Annotated in this window: 14 protein-coding genes; 8 read left to right on the plus strand and 6 right to left on the minus strand. The window is 72.5% G+C overall.

All coding sequences use genetic code 11. From position 1 onward, the window contains the following. Positions 1–185: 185 nt before the first annotated feature. The 5 genes from SM573_RS12475 (at position 186) to SM573_RS12495 (ending at position 6,012) form a co-directional block, all read left to right on the plus strand. Positions 186–2,705, plus strand: coding sequence for a putative bifunctional diguanylate cyclase/phosphodiesterase (locus tag SM573_RS12475; RefSeq protein WP_474616127.1), 2,520 nt, complete (start codon positions 186–188; stop codon positions 2,703–2,705). Positions 2,706–2,754: 49 nt separating this feature from the next. Beyond that, positions 2,755–4,080: a glycosyltransferase 87 family protein gene (locus tag SM573_RS12480; RefSeq protein ID WP_474616128.1), complete on the plus strand. Its 1,326-nt coding sequence runs from the start codon at positions 2,755–2,757 to the stop codon at positions 4,078–4,080. Positions 4,081–4,089: 9 nt separating this feature from the next. After that, positions 4,090–4,722, plus strand: a complete 633-nt coding sequence (locus SM573_RS12485) for a phosphoribosyltransferase (RefSeq protein WP_474616129.1) — start codon at positions 4,090–4,092, stop codon at positions 4,720–4,722. Positions 4,723–4,741: 19 nt separating this feature from the next. Continuing rightward, positions 4,742–5,146, plus strand: a complete 405-nt coding sequence (locus SM573_RS12490) for a TFIIB-type zinc ribbon-containing protein (RefSeq protein WP_474613444.1) — start codon at positions 4,742–4,744, stop codon at positions 5,144–5,146. A 188-nt stretch (positions 5,147–5,334) separates the two neighbouring features. Then, positions 5,335–6,012 (plus strand): maleylpyruvate isomerase N-terminal domain-containing protein, encoded by a 678-nt coding sequence (locus SM573_RS12495; RefSeq protein WP_474616130.1) that lies wholly within the window; start codon positions 5,335–5,337, stop codon positions 6,010–6,012. A 40-nt stretch (positions 6,013–6,052) separates the two neighbouring features. Here SM573_RS12495 and SM573_RS12500 read toward each other — a convergent pair whose 3' ends face one another. After that, the gene (locus tag SM573_RS12500; RefSeq protein ID WP_474616356.1) at positions 6,053–8,719 is read right to left on the minus strand and encodes a replicative DNA helicase; all 2,667 of its coding nucleotides are present in this window, start codon (positions 8,717–8,719) and stop codon (positions 6,053–6,055) included. 417 nt (positions 8,720–9,136) lie between these two features. Here SM573_RS12500 and SM573_RS12505 point away from each other — a divergent pair, with 417 nt between their 5' ends. Beyond that, positions 9,137–10,726 carry a hypothetical protein gene (locus SM573_RS12505; RefSeq protein ID WP_474616131.1) on the plus strand — a complete coding sequence of 530 codons (1,590 nt, stop codon included), beginning with the start codon at positions 9,137–9,139 and terminating at the stop codon, positions 10,724–10,726. Positions 10,727–10,786: 60 nt separating this feature from the next. Here the strand turns inward: SM573_RS12505 and rplI are convergent, their stop codons facing one another. From rplI to rpsF, 4 genes are all read right to left on the minus strand, one after another. Beyond that, on the minus strand, positions 10,787–11,233 hold the full coding sequence (gene rplI / locus SM573_RS12510; RefSeq protein ID WP_474613441.1) for a 50S ribosomal protein L9: 447 nt from the start codon (positions 11,231–11,233) through the stop codon (positions 10,787–10,789). Positions 11,234–11,247: 14 nt separating this feature from the next. After that, positions 11,248–11,487 (minus strand): 30S ribosomal protein S18, encoded by a 240-nt coding sequence (rpsR, locus tag SM573_RS12515; protein WP_013289355.1) that lies wholly within the window; start codon positions 11,485–11,487, stop codon positions 11,248–11,250. Between the two features lie 41 nt (positions 11,488–11,528). Next, positions 11,529–12,056, minus strand: a complete 528-nt coding sequence (locus SM573_RS12520) for a single-stranded DNA-binding protein (protein WP_474613440.1) — start codon at positions 12,054–12,056, stop codon at positions 11,529–11,531. An 80-nt stretch (positions 12,057–12,136) separates the two neighbouring features. Further along, positions 12,137–12,427, minus strand: coding sequence for a 30S ribosomal protein S6 (rpsF, locus tag SM573_RS12525; protein WP_076468436.1), 291 nt, complete (start codon positions 12,425–12,427; stop codon positions 12,137–12,139). 696 nt (positions 12,428–13,123) lie between these two features. Between rpsF and SM573_RS12530 the strand changes: the two genes are divergently transcribed. Next, positions 13,124–13,915: a deoxyribonuclease IV gene (locus tag SM573_RS12530; protein WP_474613439.1), complete on the plus strand. Its 792-nt coding sequence runs from the start codon at positions 13,124–13,126 to the stop codon at positions 13,913–13,915. Beyond that, positions 13,912–16,401, plus strand: coding sequence for a hypothetical protein (locus SM573_RS12535; RefSeq protein WP_474616132.1), 2,490 nt, complete (start codon positions 13,912–13,914; stop codon positions 16,399–16,401). Before SM573_RS12530 ends, SM573_RS12535 begins: the two co-directional genes overlap by 4 nt. A 49-nt stretch (positions 16,402–16,450) precedes the next feature. On the opposite strand, the gene SM573_RS12540 is transcribed toward SM573_RS12535, so the two are convergent. After that, on the minus strand, positions 16,451–17,950 hold the full coding sequence (locus tag SM573_RS12540) for a glycosyltransferase family 87 protein (RefSeq protein ID WP_474613437.1): 1,500 nt from the start codon (positions 17,948–17,950) through the stop codon (positions 16,451–16,453). Positions 17,951–18,014: the final 64 nt, after the last annotated feature.

The raw sequence follows: 18,014 nt of genomic DNA on the forward strand, positions 1-18,014 counted from the left end.
TTCGTATCGCGCACTTTCACTCCTACGCTCCCCTCATCACCGAAAGGCGGCCCCCGGGCCCCGGTCGTCGACGAGGAGGAAGTGCCATGCGCAGCACCGAGTGGAACTGAGTTCTTATCGCTGGCGAACACGCGGAGTACGCTGCCGGTCATCGGATACTGACGGTCGGCAACGGATGGGGTCGTGTGAGCCGGACACGTCGCAATGAGGGACGGCCGCTGCACCTGCTGGTCGGCGTTCTCGTCGTCCTGGCGTGCATGGTCGCGCTGGGCGCGGGGTTCGCCGTCCGAAAGGCTCCACCGACCTCGGTCGACGACCTGACGACCATCTCGGCCGTGGCCGTGATGATCGCGCTCGGAGCGATCGTCAAGGCCCCGCTCCGGATCAGGTCGACCGCCTTCTCCATCGCCTGGGTGGAGACCGCGATCGTCGTCGGACTCGCCCTGGCACCGCCGCCACAGGTCATCATCGCCACCGGCGTCGGCATCGCCTGTGCGTCGTTCCTCACCCGACTGTCCGCCATCAAGACCGCGTTCGGCATCGCGAAGCACACACTCGTCGCAGGAGGTGCCACCGCTCTGATCCTGCTCCTCGGTGACCGTTGGCCACCGGAGGGGTTCTGGCACGTGATCGTCGTCCTCGGCGCGGTGTACCTGGTCGCCGCGCTCCTGGACGATCTCCTCGCCCAACCGGTCATCGCCCTCGCCGCCGGCGACAAGATCTCCCGGCAGTTCCTGAGCGGCCTCGACCTCCGGCTCGCCGGGTTCGGTGTCTGGTTCGTCGTCGCCGTCTGCACCGTGTTCATCATCCGGGCGGATCCACGGCTGCTCCTGGCCGTTCCCCCGCTCGTGCTGAGCCTGCACCTCGCGTACTCGGCCCGTATCCGGGGCCGGACCGAGCAGCAGGCGTGGCAACGACTCGCCCGCGCCACCGACGCGCTCAACGTGGTCGACCTGGACAAGGTCCTCACGACCGCGGTCACCCAGGCCGCCGAACTCTTCTCCGCCGACGAGGTGGAGATCGAACTGCGCGACGGCGACCGGACCGTACGCGGCGACGCCGCGGGCTCCATCACGTACGACGGGCCGCGCGGCCGCCCCACCACCGTGGACGGCACCGTGGTGCCCGCGTCGCTGGAAGGGCACGACCGCGCGGTCGACGTCGGTGTGCTGCGCCTGCGGTTCCGTGGGCCCGTGCAGCTGTCCGAGCGGGAGAGCTACACGCTGCGCACCTTCGCCTCGGCGCTGTGCACCGCCGTGCGCAACGCGCAGGCGTACGCCGAGCTGGCCCGCGTCGCGGAGGACCACGCGCACGCCGCCAGCCACGACGCGCTGACCGGCCTCGCCAACCGGCGGCAGCTGCTCGAGGAGGGCACCGAGCAGCTGAGCGCCCGGCACGCCGAGGGCGTGACCGCGCTGGTGCTCATCGACCTGAACCACTTCAAGGAAATCAACGACACGCTCGGCCACGCGGCCGGGGACCAGGTCCTGGTGCGGGTGGCCGAGCGGTTGCGCGATGCGGCCCAGGACAACGACCTGGTGGCCCGCCTGGGCGGCGACGAGTTCGCCGTGCTGCTGCGCGGCCTGCCGGCGCCGGCCGTCGCCGCCAACCGGGCCGAGAACCTGCTCGCCGTGCTCCACGAGCCGGTGGACCTCGACGGCATGCGGATCAGCGTCGAGGCGAGCGGCGGCATCGCCACCGCCCCCGCCAGCGGCGGGATGCCCGAGCTGCTGCGCCGCGCCGACGTCGCCATGTACCAGGCCAAGCGCGCCGGCCAGCGGATCTCCACGTACGCCCCCACCCGCGACACTGCCGACGTCGGCCGGCTCACCCTCGGCGGCGAGCTGCCCCGCGCGGTCGCCGACCACGAGTTCACGGTGAACTTCCAGCCCATCGTCGACCTCGGCACCGGCGAGATCACCGGCGCCGAGGCGCTCGCCCGCTGGCACCACCCCACACACGGGCTCATCGACCCGCTCCGGTTCCTGGAGGCCGTCGAGCGCTCCGGGCTGCTGCCGGCCTTCGCCGAGGCGATCCTCGACCAGGCGCTGATCGCCGCGAAGACCTGGCGGGACGCCGGCTTCGACGTACCGGTCGCGGTGAACGTCTCCCCACGCAGCCTGCTGGACGCCCGGTTCCCCGGCTCCGTGCTCGCCCGGCTCCGCGCCCACGACCTCCCGCCCGACCGGTTGCTGCTGGAGCTGACCGAGACCCTCACCCTCAGCCAGCTCGACGTCGTCGACCGGGTGCTCAGCCGCCTCCGCGACGAGGGCGTACGTCTGGCCCTCGACGACTTCGGCACCGGCTACTCCTCGCTGAGCCTGCTCTCCCGGATCCCGGTGCACGAGTTGAAGATCGATCGGAGCTTCGTGACCGCGATGGAGACCTCCGCCGAGGCCGCCGCGGTCATCCGCTCCACCCTCGACCTGGGGCGCAGCCTGAACCTCGTGGTGGTGGCCGAAGGCGTGGAGAGCGAGCCCCAACGCCGGGCGCTCTGGGAGCTGGGGTGTGCCGCCGGGCAGGGCCACCTCTTCGCCCGGCCGATGCCGGCCGGCAAGCTCCTCGCCGCCCTGCACCGCGGCGCGGGCGGCAGCCCCGGCACCCTGGCACCCCCGCTGCACGACGCCGGTGCGGTGATCCGCCTCTCCTCCGGGCGGCGCACCGGCGGCCGCGGCCGGGACCGGCTGCCGCACCAGCCCGCCTGAACGGTCCACGGGCCCGGGCCAGGCGGGACGATCTGCCACACTTGCCCGCGTGACCGCCGCAGCCCCGCACTCCCGCCGCCGAGGCTGGCAGGCCCTCGACTCCGCCGCGGGCGGCCTCACCCTCGACCTCGTCCTGTACGCCGCGTCCGCCGCTTTCGCCGCGGTCACCGCGGTCACCTCGACGCTGCTCCCGCACCGGGCATGGGGCGGCATCGCCGCGATCGGCTACCTCCTCGCCGCGCTGGCCGGCACCGTCCAACTGCTCGTGCGCCGCCGAGACCCGCACTCCGCCCTGACCGGGCTGCCGGCACGCGGGGCGGTCACGGCCTTCGCCTGGGCGACCGCCACCCTGCTGCCGCTCGTGGCGCAGACCGTCGAACGGGCCGCCGGCCGCACCGACCGGGCGCAGGAGGAGGTGCTCGTCGTCGAGCAGGCGGGCCACCGGCTCGTCGAGCACGGCACCCCGTACCTCGGCCACGACGCCATCGCCGCCCTGCCCGCCGACGAACGACTGCTCGGCTACACGCCGTACCAGCCGGGCATGGCGCTCTTCGGCCTGCCCCGCGCGGTCACCGGCGGCTGGTGGACCGACGCCCGGATCTGGTTCGCGATCGGCACCGCCCTCGTGCTCGCCCTCGCCGTCACCAGCCTCCGCCGGCACACCGCCGCCACCGACCCGCGCCGGGACGCCGCCCTCCTCCGGGGCGTACAGGCCGCCACCGTGCTGCCGATCTGCGCCCTCACCCTGGCCACCGGCGGCGACGACCTGCCCGTGCTCGCGCTCTGCCTGCTGTCGCTGACGCTCGCCGCGACCGGCCGGGCCGGCGGCGCCGGGATCGCGGTCGGCCTGGCCGGCGCGCTCAAACTCTTCGCCTGGCCGGTCGCGCTCGTCCTGATCATCTGGGGGGCCACCCGCCGAAAGGGCCTCCGGGTGGCCGCGGGTGCCGTCGGACTGCCCGTCGCCGCCCTGCTGCCCGCGCTGCTCGTCGACCGGGACGCCCTGGTGGAGAACGTCCTGCGTTTCCCGCTCGGTCACGGGCTGGTGACCAGCCCCGCGCAGTCGCCCTTCCCCGGCCACCTGATCGCGACCGGGCTGCCCGGCGGCCGGGTGATCGCCGCCGGGCTGCTGGTCGTGGCCGGCGTGGCGATCGCCGTCCGGCTCGCCCGACGACCGCCGCGCACGGCCGTCGCCACCGCGCTGATCTGCGGGTACGGGCTGCTCGCGGCGATCGCGCTCATGCCCTCCACCCGCTTCGGCTACCTGCTCTACCCGATCGCCCTGCTCGCCTGGGCCCCCGCCCTGCACGACCGCCGACCCACCGCCGATCCGGCTCTTTCCGGGAACTGGCAGGCGATGGAGCGCGGCAGGGCGTAGACCTGAGGCATGACGACCTACCGCGACCGTGCCGAGGCGGGCCGGGTGCTCGCCGACCGGCTGACCGGCCTGATCGGCGAACCGGACGTCATCGTCCTCGGCCTCGTACGCGGCGGCGTACCGGTGGCGCGGGTCGTCGCCGAACGGCTCGGCGCGCCACTGGACGTCATGGTGATCCGCAAGCTCGGCATGCCCTGGGCCCGCGAGGTCGCGTTCGGCGCGCTCGGCCCGGGCGGCGTTCAGGTGCTCAACGAGCACGTCGCCAGCCGCATCAGCGCCGAGGACATCGCCGAGACCAGCCGCCGCGAACAGGCCGAACTGGAACGCCGCGAGCGGCTCTACCGGGCCGGCCGGCCACCGCTGGACCTCACCGGGCGCACCGTGGTGATCGTCGACGACGGCCTGGCCACCGGCGCCACCGCCCGCGCCTCCGTCGAGGTCGCCCGCCAGCTCGGCGCCCGCCGGGTGGTCGTCGCCGTGCCGGTCGGGTCCCAGGAGGCGTACGAGACCCTGGCCGCCGAGGCCGATCAGGTCGTCTGCGCCCAGCGGCCGCCCGAGTTCATGGCGGTGAGCGCCTATTACGAGGACTTCCACGAAGTGAACGACGAGGAGGTCACCGAGACGTTGACGGCAACAGCGTGACCTGACCGGGTACCGTCGGGTGATGAGTCTCACCTGTCCCAAGTGTCATGGAGAAATGCGCCAGTACGAGCGCAGCGGCGTCGTCATCGACCAGTGCGGCGAGTGCCGGGGGATCTTCCTCGACCGCGGCGAGTTGGAGAAGCTGTTCGAGGCGGAGGCGAACTGGAACCGCCAGCAGGCGGCCACCCCCGCCGGCCAGCCCGCACACGCCCAGCCCGCCCACCAGCCCGGCGGCTACCCGCCGCCTCCGCCACCGCCCGCGCCCGCCCCGCACCAGCCGGGTTACGGTGCCGTACCGCCCCCGCCGCCCGCCCACGGCTACCCGCCGGCACCGGCGTACGGCCACGGGCAGCAGCACCACGGCTACCACGGGCACTACCGCCGGAAGAAGCACAAGAGCTTCCTGGACGACTTCTTCGGCTGAGGCCACCAGAGCGTCTGACGGCCGGCCCGGTGTCCACCGGGCCGGCCTCCGGTCGCGCCCCGCCAGATCGTCCTGATCCCCGACGTCGTCGTGGCCGGTTCCGGCGACACCGCGCGGCGGACCTCCCGACCCGCTCCGCCGGTCCACTCGTGGTGCGCGCACCGGCCGCCCGTGCGAAGCTGCCATCCATGACCGCGCTCCGGCAGCACGACGCGTTGGCCGAGGCGTACCAGGGCATCACGAATGTGGTCGCGGGCCTGGCCGACGCCGATCTGCAGCGACCCACGCGATGCCAGGGGTGGCTCGTCGACGACCTGCTCCTCCACCTGATCTGCGATGCTCAACGCGCCCTGGTCGCGCTCGCCACCCCGGCCGCCGGCCCGCCCGACGTCGACGGGGTCGGCTACTGGCGCGCCGCACCGGTGGACGCGGAGGGTGCGGCGCGGCATGCCCGCTGGGTCCGCCGGTCCGCCGCCGCCTTCGACCGCCCCTCCGGCGTCGTCCAGGTCTGGTGCGACACGGCGCCGGCCGCCGTCCGCGCGGCAGCAGCCGCCGATCCCACCGGTCACGTGGCCACCCAGGGCCACGTGCTGCGCGTGCCGGACTTCCTCGACACCCTCACCACCGAGGCGGTCATCCACCACCTCGACCTGGTGCCGCACCTGCCGGACGCGCCGCTCCCCGGGCCGCTCGCCACCCGCGTCGCCACCGCCACGATGGACGGCCTGCTCGGCGACGGGGCGACCCGGCCCGCGAGCTGGGACGACCACGAGTTCCTGTGGAAGGCGAGCGGACGGCTCCCGCTCAGCGACCGGGACCGGCAGGAGCTGGGCGAGATCGCAGGCCCGTTCCCGCTGCTCCGCTGAGCGCGACCGGCCGCCTGCGGGCACAGGCGACCCCGGTGGCTCAGACGATCGCCATGTCGACGAATCGCGAGAGGTGCAGCTGCGCCGCGACGGTCACCGTGTCGGTCGGGCCGTTCCGGTGCTTGGCCACGATGAAGTCCGCCTCACCGGCGCGCGGCGACTCCTTGTCGTAGTAGTCGTCGCGGTGCAGCAGGATGACGACGTCGGCATCTTGTTCGATGGAGTTGTGGGTCGCGATGCCGTTCGCGATGAAGTTGTGCGTGCCGAGCACGGTCGCGTCGAAGACATCCTGCGCGCCCAGCGACTCTATCGAGACGATCCTGTCCCAGAAGATGTCGTTCGTCGCGTGCAGCTCCAGGTCGGCGGCGTCGAGGACGGACGCGATCCGGGCCAGCCTGGACCGGCTCGGTGCGTGTTTCCACAGCGCGCTCCCGCAGAACTGGATGTCGATGGCCTCCGCGAACTCGCGGTGGCTCATGCCCTGATCCGCCAGGATCTCCCGGACACGGGTCCATACTTCCGAGGGCACGGTGTCGACGTTGGGGTTGCTCTTCGTGGTCTCCAGCGCGGCGAGGAGATCGGCGCAGCCCCGGGACCGCTCGCCGTGCACACCGATCTCACGCAGGAATCTCAGCTGGTCGTCGCGCCCGGAGATGTCGAGGGTGTACTGCGGCCGTTGCCCCTCCACACGCACCGTCTTGATCCGCGCGGTGATGCCGTACCTGAGAAGGAGTCGCGAGACGTCGTCCAGCATGCGGCGGCTCGTCGAGGAGTAGTAGACCCGGCCGCCACGGCCGGACTTGTCGACGCACACCGAGCCGTCCGTGGCCCAGAGGTGGCGCAGGAACAGGGTGATCTGCTCCTTGGGCAGGCCCATGACGGCCTGCGGAACGAACTTCTCGTGCGAACGCAGACCGAACAGCCCGAGATTGTCCAGCCACTCCGCGATCGGGTTCCGACGGCCTCGGGCGAGCCGGTAGGGCGCGGGCAGACGCAGGGTGGTCACCCTCGCCGCCGCGTACTCGTCACGGATCGCGGACACGCCGAAGTGCTTCGCGGCCTCCGCCACCGCGGCCAGGTTCGCCTCGTCCCGACTCGCGTACCGGATCGGCTGCCGCCGTACGAACGAGCCGTCGCCGAGCAGGTGTGCCAGCAGCACGACCTCCGCCTCGGCCCACGGTTTGACGGCCATCGGGGGCGGCACGTGCCGGGGCGTCGCAATCCTCGCACCGGCGGACAGCTCTCCCAGCGGCACCCATCCGCCGAACGTGAGGAAGGGATGGTTGGCGGTGGCGTCGATCTGCTTGCCCGACGCCAACGTCATGCGGAAGACCTCTCGGTTCCCGCTGGGGAAGACGTGGGTCATCGTGCGCGGCGTGTACCGAAGGCTCTCGTCCAACGCCCACACCGGGATGTCCTTGGCCCCCGAGGCGAGAAGCTCACCCAGCGTCACCTCCGAATTGTTGTCGGCACGGATGACCTTCGTCTGCGCCGTGAGACAGCCGGATTCGCGTAGGTCGGACAGCTGCGGTCGCTTGTCGGTGCGCTGCTCCGGGCCGCGGTTCAGCTGACTGACCGCGATCACCGGGCACTCGATCTCCTTGGCCAGCAGCTTGAGGCCACGGGACAGGTCCGCGACCTCCTGTTGGCGGCTCTCGGTGCGCTTGGGCGAGGTCATCAGCTGGAGGTAGTCGACCACGACCAGTTTGAGGTCGTGCCGCTGCTTGAGCCGCCGCGCCTTGGCCCGGATCTCCATGAGGTTCATGCTCGGCGTGTCGTCGACGAAGAGCGGCGCCTCGCTGATCTCACCCATGCAGCGGGCGAGCTTGGTCCAGTCGTCGTCGGAGAGCTGCCCGCTGCGCAGCACGTGCAGCGGGACGCGGGCCTCGGCCGAGAGCAGTCGCATGACGATCTCGACCTTGCTCATCTCCAGGGAGAAGATGGCCGACGCCTGGTTGGCCCGGATGGCCGCGTTCCGCGCGAAGTCCATGCTCGCGGTGGACTTGCCCAGACCCGGCCGGCCCGCGACGATGATCAACTGCCCGGCGTGCAGACCGTTGAGCAGGCGGTCCAGGTCGGTGAAGCCGGTGGGTACCCCGGTCATCACCCCGCCCTGGGCGCCCACCGCCTCGATCTCGTCCAGCGTCGGCTGGAGCATGTCGGCCAGGACGGCGAAGTCCTCGCTGACCCGCCGCTCGGTGACGTCGTAGACCGCCTGCTGGGCGAGGTCGACGATGTCGTCCACGTCGCGGCTGCCGCCGTTGCCCGTGCCGTACCCGAGCTGGACGATCTTGGTGCCGGCCTCGACGAGCCGGCGGAGGACGGCCCGCTCGCTCACGATCCGCGCGTAGTACGCGGCGTTGGCGGCGGTCGGCACGCTGGCGATCAGCGTGTGCAGGTAGGGCGCACCGCCGATGCGCGCGAGGTCGCCGGAGTCGGCCAGCGCCGCCGCGACCGTGATCGGGTCGGCGGGCTCACCTCGGCCGTAGATCTCCAGGATCGCGTCGAAGATGGTGGCGTGCACCGGCCGGTAGAAGTCGTTGCTCTTGAGGATCTCGACGACATCGGCGATGGCGTCCTTGGAGAGGAGCATGCCGCCCAGGACGCACTGTTCCGCCGCGACGTCCTGCGGGGGGGTGCGCTCGAACTGGCCGTCCCGCTGCGCGGGCGCGGGCGGCTGCCCGTCGACGCGCGGCTCCGCACGCATGTCGTCGGTGACCGACACGGTCTCCCCCTCCGCTGCGTCGGATCCTCGCTCCCGGGCAAACCGTCCGGGGGCGACACTCCTGCCGACCGGCCGGTCGATCGGGGGTCATCGCGCGGGCGGTCGGGGGCCAACCATACGGAACACGAGGTCAGCGACTCAACATTGCCAGTGGACGAGCCTCGGGACAACCTGTGGACGCCGGTGGGCGGGCATGTGCGCAGCGTGTGCACAGGCTGTGGACAAGCACTGGGGAATTCCTGGGCAACAACACTCTGAGCTGCGAAGATGCGATCCCCAGCCTGTGGAGGGGAAGTTTCCGGTCGGGCCGGGAGGGGTTCCGTCCCGTACCATCTCCAGCGGACGGCTACACCTGGACAGCGGATTGCGCCATCGGTTGAGAAGGGTCACGCTCCGGCCGTGAGTTACCGGGACTGGGGACGCGGGGAGGGCAGCCCGCGTGAGGGTCGCCCGATCGCCTCGTGGAACGCGCCCGCCACCCCGTCGTCGGTCGACGCGTCCCGCACCGACGAAGCTCGGCGCACACCACGCCGCCGCCGCGCACTGGAGTCCGGGCGGGAGGAGCAGGTCGACGCCTACCTGCCGCGCTGGGCGCTGGAGTCCGGGGTGCGCCGCGCCGACGGCGGGCGGCACGCCGCGCCGGACGACGACGAGGACCCGATCGGCTCCCGCGAGGGTCGGCGCGCCATCGGGACCGCCGGCAGTCGGCGCGCGGCCCCCGAGACCGGCCGACGCGCACTCCCGTCTTACGCCACGGCTCCCGAATCGGACCACACCGGCGAGTGGACGTTCGACCTCCCGCAGGAGCAGGGCTACGTCGGCAGCCGGCGTGCCGAGTCCGCTGAGGACGGTCCGACCACCGGCGCAATAGTGACGCGCCGCTCCCGGAGGGCGGCAGCCGAGCGTCCGCCGGTGATCTGGTCGGGCGGCGACGAGCCGGAGCCGACGGAGGAGCGGTCCGTCAGACCGGCGGCGGACCGGCCCACCCGGCGGGCCCGACGTGCGGCGGAGGGGTCCTGGTCGCGATCCGTCGAGCCGTGGGACCGGTCGACCCGCCGCACCGAGGAGGCGAAGCCGACCTACCAGCCGGCCGTCGACCCGTGGGACGCCTCGGGGGTGCACACCTGGCAGACCGGGGCCGACGTGGACCCGTGGGACGCCTCCGGTCTCCAGGCGCTTCATCCGGCGAGCCCGTCGGACCGGTGGGACGCCACCGGGCAGTGGGCACGAGCGGACAGCACCGGGCAGTGGGAGCAGCCGGACAGCACCGGCGAGTGGGCCCGGTTCGTCGACGCGGACGGGTGGGCCCGGCCGGAGTCGCCACCCGCTCGTCAGATGACCACCGAGGCGGAGGGTCGGGTGTGGTCCGGCCGGGGCGGGGAGTTCTGGTCGGGCACCCGGTTGGCGGGTGACGACCCGCGGTGGACCGACCCGCCCAGCTCGGCGCCGCGCTCGCCGACGGTGACGTACACGGCTCCACGGCCAAGGAGCGCCCCGGGCGCGTACGGGCCGAGTCGACGGCGGGCCGAGCCCTTCGGCGCGCCTCGCGGCAGGGGCGCCGCGCCCGCCCGTCGCCGGGTCGAGGCACCCGCCCCGGACACCTGGACGCGGCGCCTCGAGGACGACCTGCTCGACCCGAACCCGGGTGGTGCGTTCCGGTCCCTGCTCTACACCGCCGCGTGCTACCTCGCCCCGGCGGTTCTGATCTTCGCGTGGCTGCTCACCCTGGACGCGCAGGCTCCGGCGGGCTGCGTCACGGACATCACGGGCGGCGGCTGTGACTCCCCCCGGGCGCACGCGCTCGGTTCGCTCGTCGCCGGTGCACCCCGCTACGGGCTGGCTATGGTCAGCAGCCTGGTGGTCGCGGCGCTGCTCTCCCGGGTCGGTACGACGTGGCGCGCCACGACCATCGCGCTCGCCTCGGCGGTGGTGGGCGGAGGTCTCTCCACGGTGATGATCAGCGCGGTGACGGGGCAACCGATCGGCTGACCGAACGACCAGGGCCCGCACCGATCGCTCGGTGCGGGCCCTGGTGTGGCGCTTGTCGGATCAGCCGGCGACGACGTTCAGGTTGAACGAGGCCGTCACCTCGGGGTGCAGCTTGATGCGCACCGGGTAGGCGCCGGTCGACTTGATGTGACCGGGCAGCTCGAGCCGACGGCGGTCGAGGGTCGGGCCCCCGGCGGCCTTGACGGCGTCGACGATCTCGGCCGGGGTGACCGAGCCGAAGAGCCGGCCACCGTCGCCGGCGCGGGCCTTGAGGCTCACCTTCAGGCCCTCGAGCTGGCCCTTCACCTCGTTGGCGTGGCCGAGGTCGCGGATCTCCCGGGCCGAGCGGGCCCGCTTGATCAGGGTGACCTGCTTCTCCGCACCCTTGGTCCAGGCGATCGCGAAGCCCTGCGGCAGCAGGTAGTTACGGCCGTAGCCGTCCTTCACCTCGACGATGTCGCCCGGGGCACCGAGGCCGGAAACCTCCTGGGTCAGGATGATCTTCATATCGGCGCCTCCTCTCAGCGGGTGGTGGCCGTGTACGGCAGGAGCGCCATCTCACGGGCGTTCTTGACCGCACGGGCGATCTGCCGCTGCTGCTGCGAGGTCACGCCGGTCACCCGCCGAGCGCGGATCTTGCCGCGGTCGGAGATGAACTTGCGCAGCAGTGCGGTGTCCTTGTAGTCGATGTAGGTGATCCCGTCCTTGTCGAGCGGGTTCACCTTCTTCTTCGGCTTGCGAAGTGCCGCAGCCTTGGCCATTGCTCTTGCTCCTGGTTTGCGATCACGGGCGCTGGGCGCCATTAGAACGGTGGCTCCTCGTCGAAGTTTCCGCCGCCCGAACCGGAACGCGAGGGGGCGGGCGCGGCCGAGGCCCAGGGGTCGTCGAAGTTGCCTCCGCCGCCCTGGCCACCACCGCCGCCGAAGCCGCCGCCACCGCCGCCGGAGCGGGCCATCTTCTGCACCTTCGCGGTGGCGTAGCGCAGCGACGGGCCGATCTCGTCGACCTCGAGCTCGATGACGGTGCGCTTCTCGCCCTCACGGGTCTCGTAGGTCCGCTGCCGCAGCCGGCCCGACACGATCACCCGGGTGCCCCGCTGGAGCGACTCGGCGACGTGCTCGGCGGCCTGGCGCCAGACGGTGCACGAGAGGAACAGCGGCTCGCCGTCCTTCCACTCGCCGGACGCCCGGTCCATGAACCGGGGCGTCGAGGCGACGCGGAACTTGGCGACCGCCGCCCCCGAGGGGGTGAACCGCAACTCGGGGTCATCGGTCAGATTGCCGATGACCGTGATGGTGGTGTCTCCTGCCATGACCATCTCCTCGCGCACTCATCGATCCGCCATACAGGCTCCCAGAGCCGTACGACAGCGTCGATGAGGTTGATCCGGGCGAGCCGGGGTGGATGCGCTCAGCGCATTTCCGGCCGGATGACCTTGGTGCGCAGCACGGACTCGTTGAGCCGCAGCTGACGGTCCAGCTCGGCCACCGCCGCAGGCGTCGCCTGCAGGTCGATGACGGCGTAGATGCCCTCGGCCTTCTTGTTGATCTCGTACGCGAGGCGCCGGCGGCCCCACACGTCGGTCTTCTCCACCGAGCCACCCGCGGTCCGGATCACGTTCAGGTACGTGTCGAGCGACGGGGCGACGGTGCGCTCCTCGAGGCTGGGGTCGAGGATCACCATGATCTCGTAATGACGCAAGACGTGCTCACCTCCTGTGGGCTAAGCGGCCACGGTCCTTCCGTGGCAGGAGGTCGTGCGTCGTGGACCGCGCCGGGATCCGGGGGGACCCGGCCGGGCGCGGACAACCGGACCAGGATACCCGGTCCGGACGATCATGCCGGGGGTGGCCGCGCCCGCGCGTAAGGAGCTACCAGCGCAACGGTCGCCGACGACGTCGGTGAGTGGACGAGAGCGACCACGACGGGGGCCCGCACCGACCATCGGCCGGCAGCGGGCCCCCGTCAACGAGGCCGCGGGGCGTCCCGTCCGCATTCCTTGGGTGGGACCTGGGGAGGAACGACCACACCGATGAGGTTGGACCGGGGACGCCCCGCGGAGCTTTATCGTGTTGTTACCTGACGATACAACGGCTCTCGTCACTTGTAGGTGGAAATGGCGCAAATTTCCGGGAATCCTGTGGCGCCTTCCCTCTCTTGTCCGGGGCAGGCCCCCGCCGCGCCGGGCCGCGCGACGAGGGAGCCCTCGCATCGGGGAGGGAACGACCACGGGCTCCTCGCCAGCGGGGCTCCGCACGGCGACGTTGCCGGCCAGCCCAGCAGCGGGAACACGCGCCTTCCCTCCCACCTCATCAACGACCGCCGGTCTGCCGGGTGACGTACCGACTCGCATCTGCCGTCGTTCCGCGCGTCGGTGACGCGACGTAGGCTCGCCTGCATGCGTATCGGAGCCCACGTCGATTCGACCGACCCGGTGGCGGAGGCGACCGCCCGAGAAGCCGACGTCGTGCAGTTCTTCCTCGCCGACCCCCAGGGGTGGAAGGCTCCCAAGCCTCGGGAGGACGCGGAGCGGCTGCGCGGCGCGGAGGTCGACGTCTATGTGCACGCGCCGTACGTCATCAACGTCGCGACCCTCAACAACCGGATCCGGATCCCGAGCCGCAAGCTCCTGGTCGCCCACGCGACCGCGGCCGCCGCCGTGGGTGCGAAGGGGCTGATCGTCCACGGGGGACACGTCAACGCCGGTGACGACCTGGCCGTCGGCTTCGACAACTGGCGCAAGACGTTCGCGTACGCCGCCGAGTCCGGTGGCTTCCGGGTGCCGGTGCTGATCGAGAACACGGCCGGCGGCGACAACGCGTGCGCGCGGCGGTTGGACGCGCTCGCCCGGCTCTGGGACGCCGTCGGCGACTACGAGGTGGGCTTCTGCCTCGACACCTGCCACGCCCACGCGGGTGGCGAGGAGCTCCTCGGGCTGGTCGACCGGGTCAAGGCGATCACCGGACGCATCGACCTCGTGCACGCCAACGACTCCAAGGGAGCGTTCGGCTCCGGCCAGGACCGGCACGACAACCTCGGCGGCGGCACCATCGACCCGGAGCTGCTGGTGTCGGTGATCCGCGCGGCGGACGCGCCCGTGGTCGTCGAGACCCCCGGCGGCGTGCCGGGTCAGGCCGCCGACATCGCCTTCCTTCGCGAGCAGCTCGGAACGGAGCGCCCGGCGGCATGACGACCGGACAGTCGGAGACCGGGGGCGCGCCCGCGCCGGCCGGCGACAGCCAGCGACTCCCGAGCGGTGCCGCACCGCGGCGGACGGACGGCGTTCAGGGCGGAACGGGTGCCACGGCCGCCGACCGGCCGAACGGCGACCCGGGCCGGCCCGCCGGCGGGGGAGCACCCCGCGCCGTCGAGGGCGCGCGGGCCGGCGACGACAAGCCCGGCCCGACCGGTGCGAGCGGCCTGACGGGTGGGATCGACGCGGCCCCGGAGGCCGAGGCGAAGGCCGACGCCAGGAGCGACACCGAGGGCAGGACCGCGGCGGGCACGGCCCCCGAGAAGAAGGCCGACGAGACGAAGGCCGACGAGACGAAGGCCGACGAGAAGGAGACCAACGAGAAGGAGCCCGGCGGGACGAAGGCCGACGAGACGAAGACCGGCGGGACGAAGACCGACGGGACCAAGACCGACGGGACCAAGGCCGACGGGAAAAGGGCCGACGGCAAGGAGGGCGACGCCGGGAAGCCGGGTGAGGAGACCACGGCCGACCCCTGGGCCGCCTTCGGCCCGGCCCCCGAGACGGTACCGAGCCGCCCCCGCCGGGTGGCCCGAGCGGTCGGCCGAGCGCTGATCCACGAATGGACCCTGGCGACGCTCGGCGCCCTCGCCCTCGCCGTGCTGATGACCTGGCCGACGCTGCGCTATCCGCGCTACACCCTGCCGCAGGACACCTGGGACCCGAGCCTCCAGGCCTGGCAGATGGCGTGGTCGGGCCACATCCTGCTGGCGAACCCGGCGCAGCTGTGGCAGTCGAACGCGTTCTTCCCGGAGTTGTGGAGCTTCGCCTTCTCCGACACCCTGCTCGGCTACGCGCCGGCGGGCATGATCGGCACCGGGCCCGAGGCGGCCGTCCTCCGCTACAACATCATGTTCGTGCTGGCGCACGGGATCGCCACGCTCGGGGCTTACGCGCTCGCCCGGCAGTTGGGCTCGGGCCGGATGGGAGCGGCGGTCGCCGGGGTCGGCTACGCGTACGCCCCCTGGCTGCTGGCCCAGGCCGGGCACCTGCACGTGCTCTCCAACGGTGGCATCCCCCTGGCCCTGGCCATGCTGGCCCGGGGCCACGGCTGGTCGCTGCGGCACGGCTACCGGCCCGAGCGCCGCCACGACGGCTGGGTGTACGCGGGCTGGCTGGTGGCGGCCTGGCAGCTGAGCCTCGGGTTCGGCATCGGCCTGCCGTTCGCCTACTTCCTCGGAGCCACGGTGGTCGTCTCCGCGGTCACCTGGTACGTCGGGGCGTGGTTCCGCGGCGCGCGCCGGCCGTTCGGGCGGCGGCTGGTCGTCGCCAACATGGTCGGTGCGGGGTTCTTCGCCGGGGTGGGCCTGTTGATGGCGATCCCCTACTTCGAAGTGACCCGCCTGCACCCCTACGCCGAGCGGTCGATCGGCGACATCTCCCGCTTCTCACCGCCCGCCTCCGGTTTCGTCACCGCCCCGGCGGAGTCGCGGATCTGGGGGGACCTGCACGAGGGTGCCCGAGCCGCCCTGCCATGGCATCCCGAGATGACGTTGCTGCCCGGCTTCGTGCTCTACGCGCTGGCCGCCGGCGGGCTCTTCTTCTCCGTCTGGAAGCTGCGGCACCGGATGCTGCTCCTCCTCGGGGTGGCGGGCACGATGGTGCTCGCCATGGGCACGCGCTTCTTCGGTGGCACCTTCACCTACATTCCGCTGTTCGAGCACCTACCCGGCTGGAACGGCCTGCGCACGCCGGGCCGGCTGATGCTGTGGACCACCCTGCTGCTCTGCCTGCTGGCGGCCGGCGCGGTCACCGCGCTCACCGACCGGGTACGTGACCTCGCCGCAGAGCGGATCCCGTCCTGGCCGGGCCCCTGGCTGCGGCTGGCCACCCTGCTGCCGTTGCTCCTCGTCACACTCGAAGGGCTCAACACCACGCCGCATCCGCTGGCGCCGACCCAGCCGGCCGCCCTGCGCCTGGTCGACGGGCCGATGCTGGTCCTGCCCAGCAACCAGAGCATCGACCAGCACGTCATGCTCTGGTCCACCACCCACTTCCAGGACGTGGTGAACGGGGGCAGTGGCTTCACACCCCGGCAGCTGGACGACGTCCGCCGGGTGACGCAGTCGTTCCCCGACCAGACCAGCGTCGACTACCTGCGCACGCTGGGCGTACGCAACGTGGTGCTGCTGCGTGACCAGATCGCCGGCACGCCGTGGGAGCTGTCGGTCGACACGCCGGTGGACTCCCTCGGCATCACCCGGGAGGAGTTGGGCGGCGCGGTGGTCTACCGGCTCTGGCCCGGCGAGCAGAACGTGGCGCCCCAGCCCCAGCCGACCCCGTCATTCCCCACGAACCAGCCGGGGTTGCCGAGCGGGTTGCCGTCGGGCCTGCCGAGCGGGTTGCCGTCGGGCCTGCCATCCGGGCTGCCGTCCGGGCTCCCGACCGGCCTGCCGACTCCGCCGATCCAGGCGGGGCAGTGACCGTCGACCCCATCGGCGGGTGGAACGATCGGATGACCGGCGGTGGGGTTCAGCCGCCAACCGGTAGCGGCTCGGCGGGCAGCTCCCGGCGCCGCCGCCACCGGTCCAGCCACGGCGCGTCCCGGGCGCCGTCGAGCACGCCGCCGTCCGGGTCGTCCGCGTAGGTGGCCCGGACCGGGTCGCGCTCGGGGTGCAGCACGTCGCGCACGATCAGCCCGCAGAGCACCACCACGGTGACCAGCCGCAGGGTGGCGGCGAGCACGAACACGCCCTCGGGGAAGACCGGCCGGCCGGTGGAGGCGCCGAGCAGCTCGCCGTAGAAGGCGGCGAAATAGCAGACCTCGGCCGCCTGCCAGGCGAGGAAGGCTCCCCAGCGCGGACGGGCCAGCACGGCCAGCGGGAGGAGCCAGAGCACGAACTGCTGGGACCACACCTTGCTGAAGATCAGGAAGGCGGCGACCACCAGGAACGCGAGCTGCGCCAGCCGCGGCCGGCGCGGCGCCAGCAGGGCCAGCGCGGCCACGCCGACGCAGGCCAGGCCGAAGAGGGCGTACGAGAGCATGTTGAGCGTCGGGATGTTGGCGTTCAGCCACTCGAACGGGCCCGTCTGACCCGGGCTGCCCACCTTGCCGTCCAGGTAGCGGCCGATGTACCAGAGGGTCCCCCAGTCGATCGGGCGGCTGGAGTTGAGCTCGAAGAAACGGTCCCAGTTCTCCCGGTACGGCACCGCGGCCGGCAGGTTCACCACGATCACCGCCAGCACGGCCGCGGCCACCGCGCTGAGCGCGGCGGGCAGCCGTTTCGCGCGCAGGGCGAGCACCAGCACCGGGCCGAGCAGGAAGAGCGGCCAGAGCTTGGCGGCGCCCGCGAGCCCGAGCAGCGCGCCGGCGAGCACCGGCCGCCGCTTCGCCCAGGCCAGCAGGCCGAACGCGGCCAGCCCGATCGCCAGCAGGTCCCAGTTCACCGTCGCGGTGAGCACGAGGGCCGGCGACAGCGCGAACAGCGCGGCGTCCCACGGTCGTCGACGGCGCAGCGCGAGGATCACCGCCACGGTGGCCACCGCGAGGGCCCCGAGCACCAGGGCGTTGAGGTTGTAGAACCACTGGCCCTGGTTGATGCCGGGGTCGTTGTCGCCGAGCGCGTGCACCGGCAGGCCGAGCGCACCCATGAAGTACCCGGTCAGCACCGGGTACTCGACCGGGTGGTCGCGGTAGGGCACCTTGCCCTCGTTGAGCCCCTCGTTGTAGTAGAGGGCGAGCACGTCGGTGTAGCAGAACCTCGTGTACTGCTCGTTGTCCTGCCAGGCGCCGTCCTGGCAGGGGGACTTCTGCACCCAGTGCAGCGCCAGCGTGAGGCAGACGAGGGCCAGCACGATCCGTGCGGCGGTCCAGAAGCGCCGCTCCCGGCCGGTCGGACGGTCCAGGGCCACGGCGTGGTCGCCCAGCGGACCGCCGATCAGCCCCGAGGCGCCGCGGACGAAGCCGTCGGAGCGGGACGGATGGTCGCCGGGGCCGGTGTCGCCGGTGCCGGGCGTCGACTGTGTGCTCATGGGAAGGAATCCTGCCGTACGTGCCGGGCCCGCGTCCCGTCCCGGCGCCGAGATGTCGGACGCG

It is taken from the genome of Micromonospora xinjiangensis, from assembly GCF_056150165.1.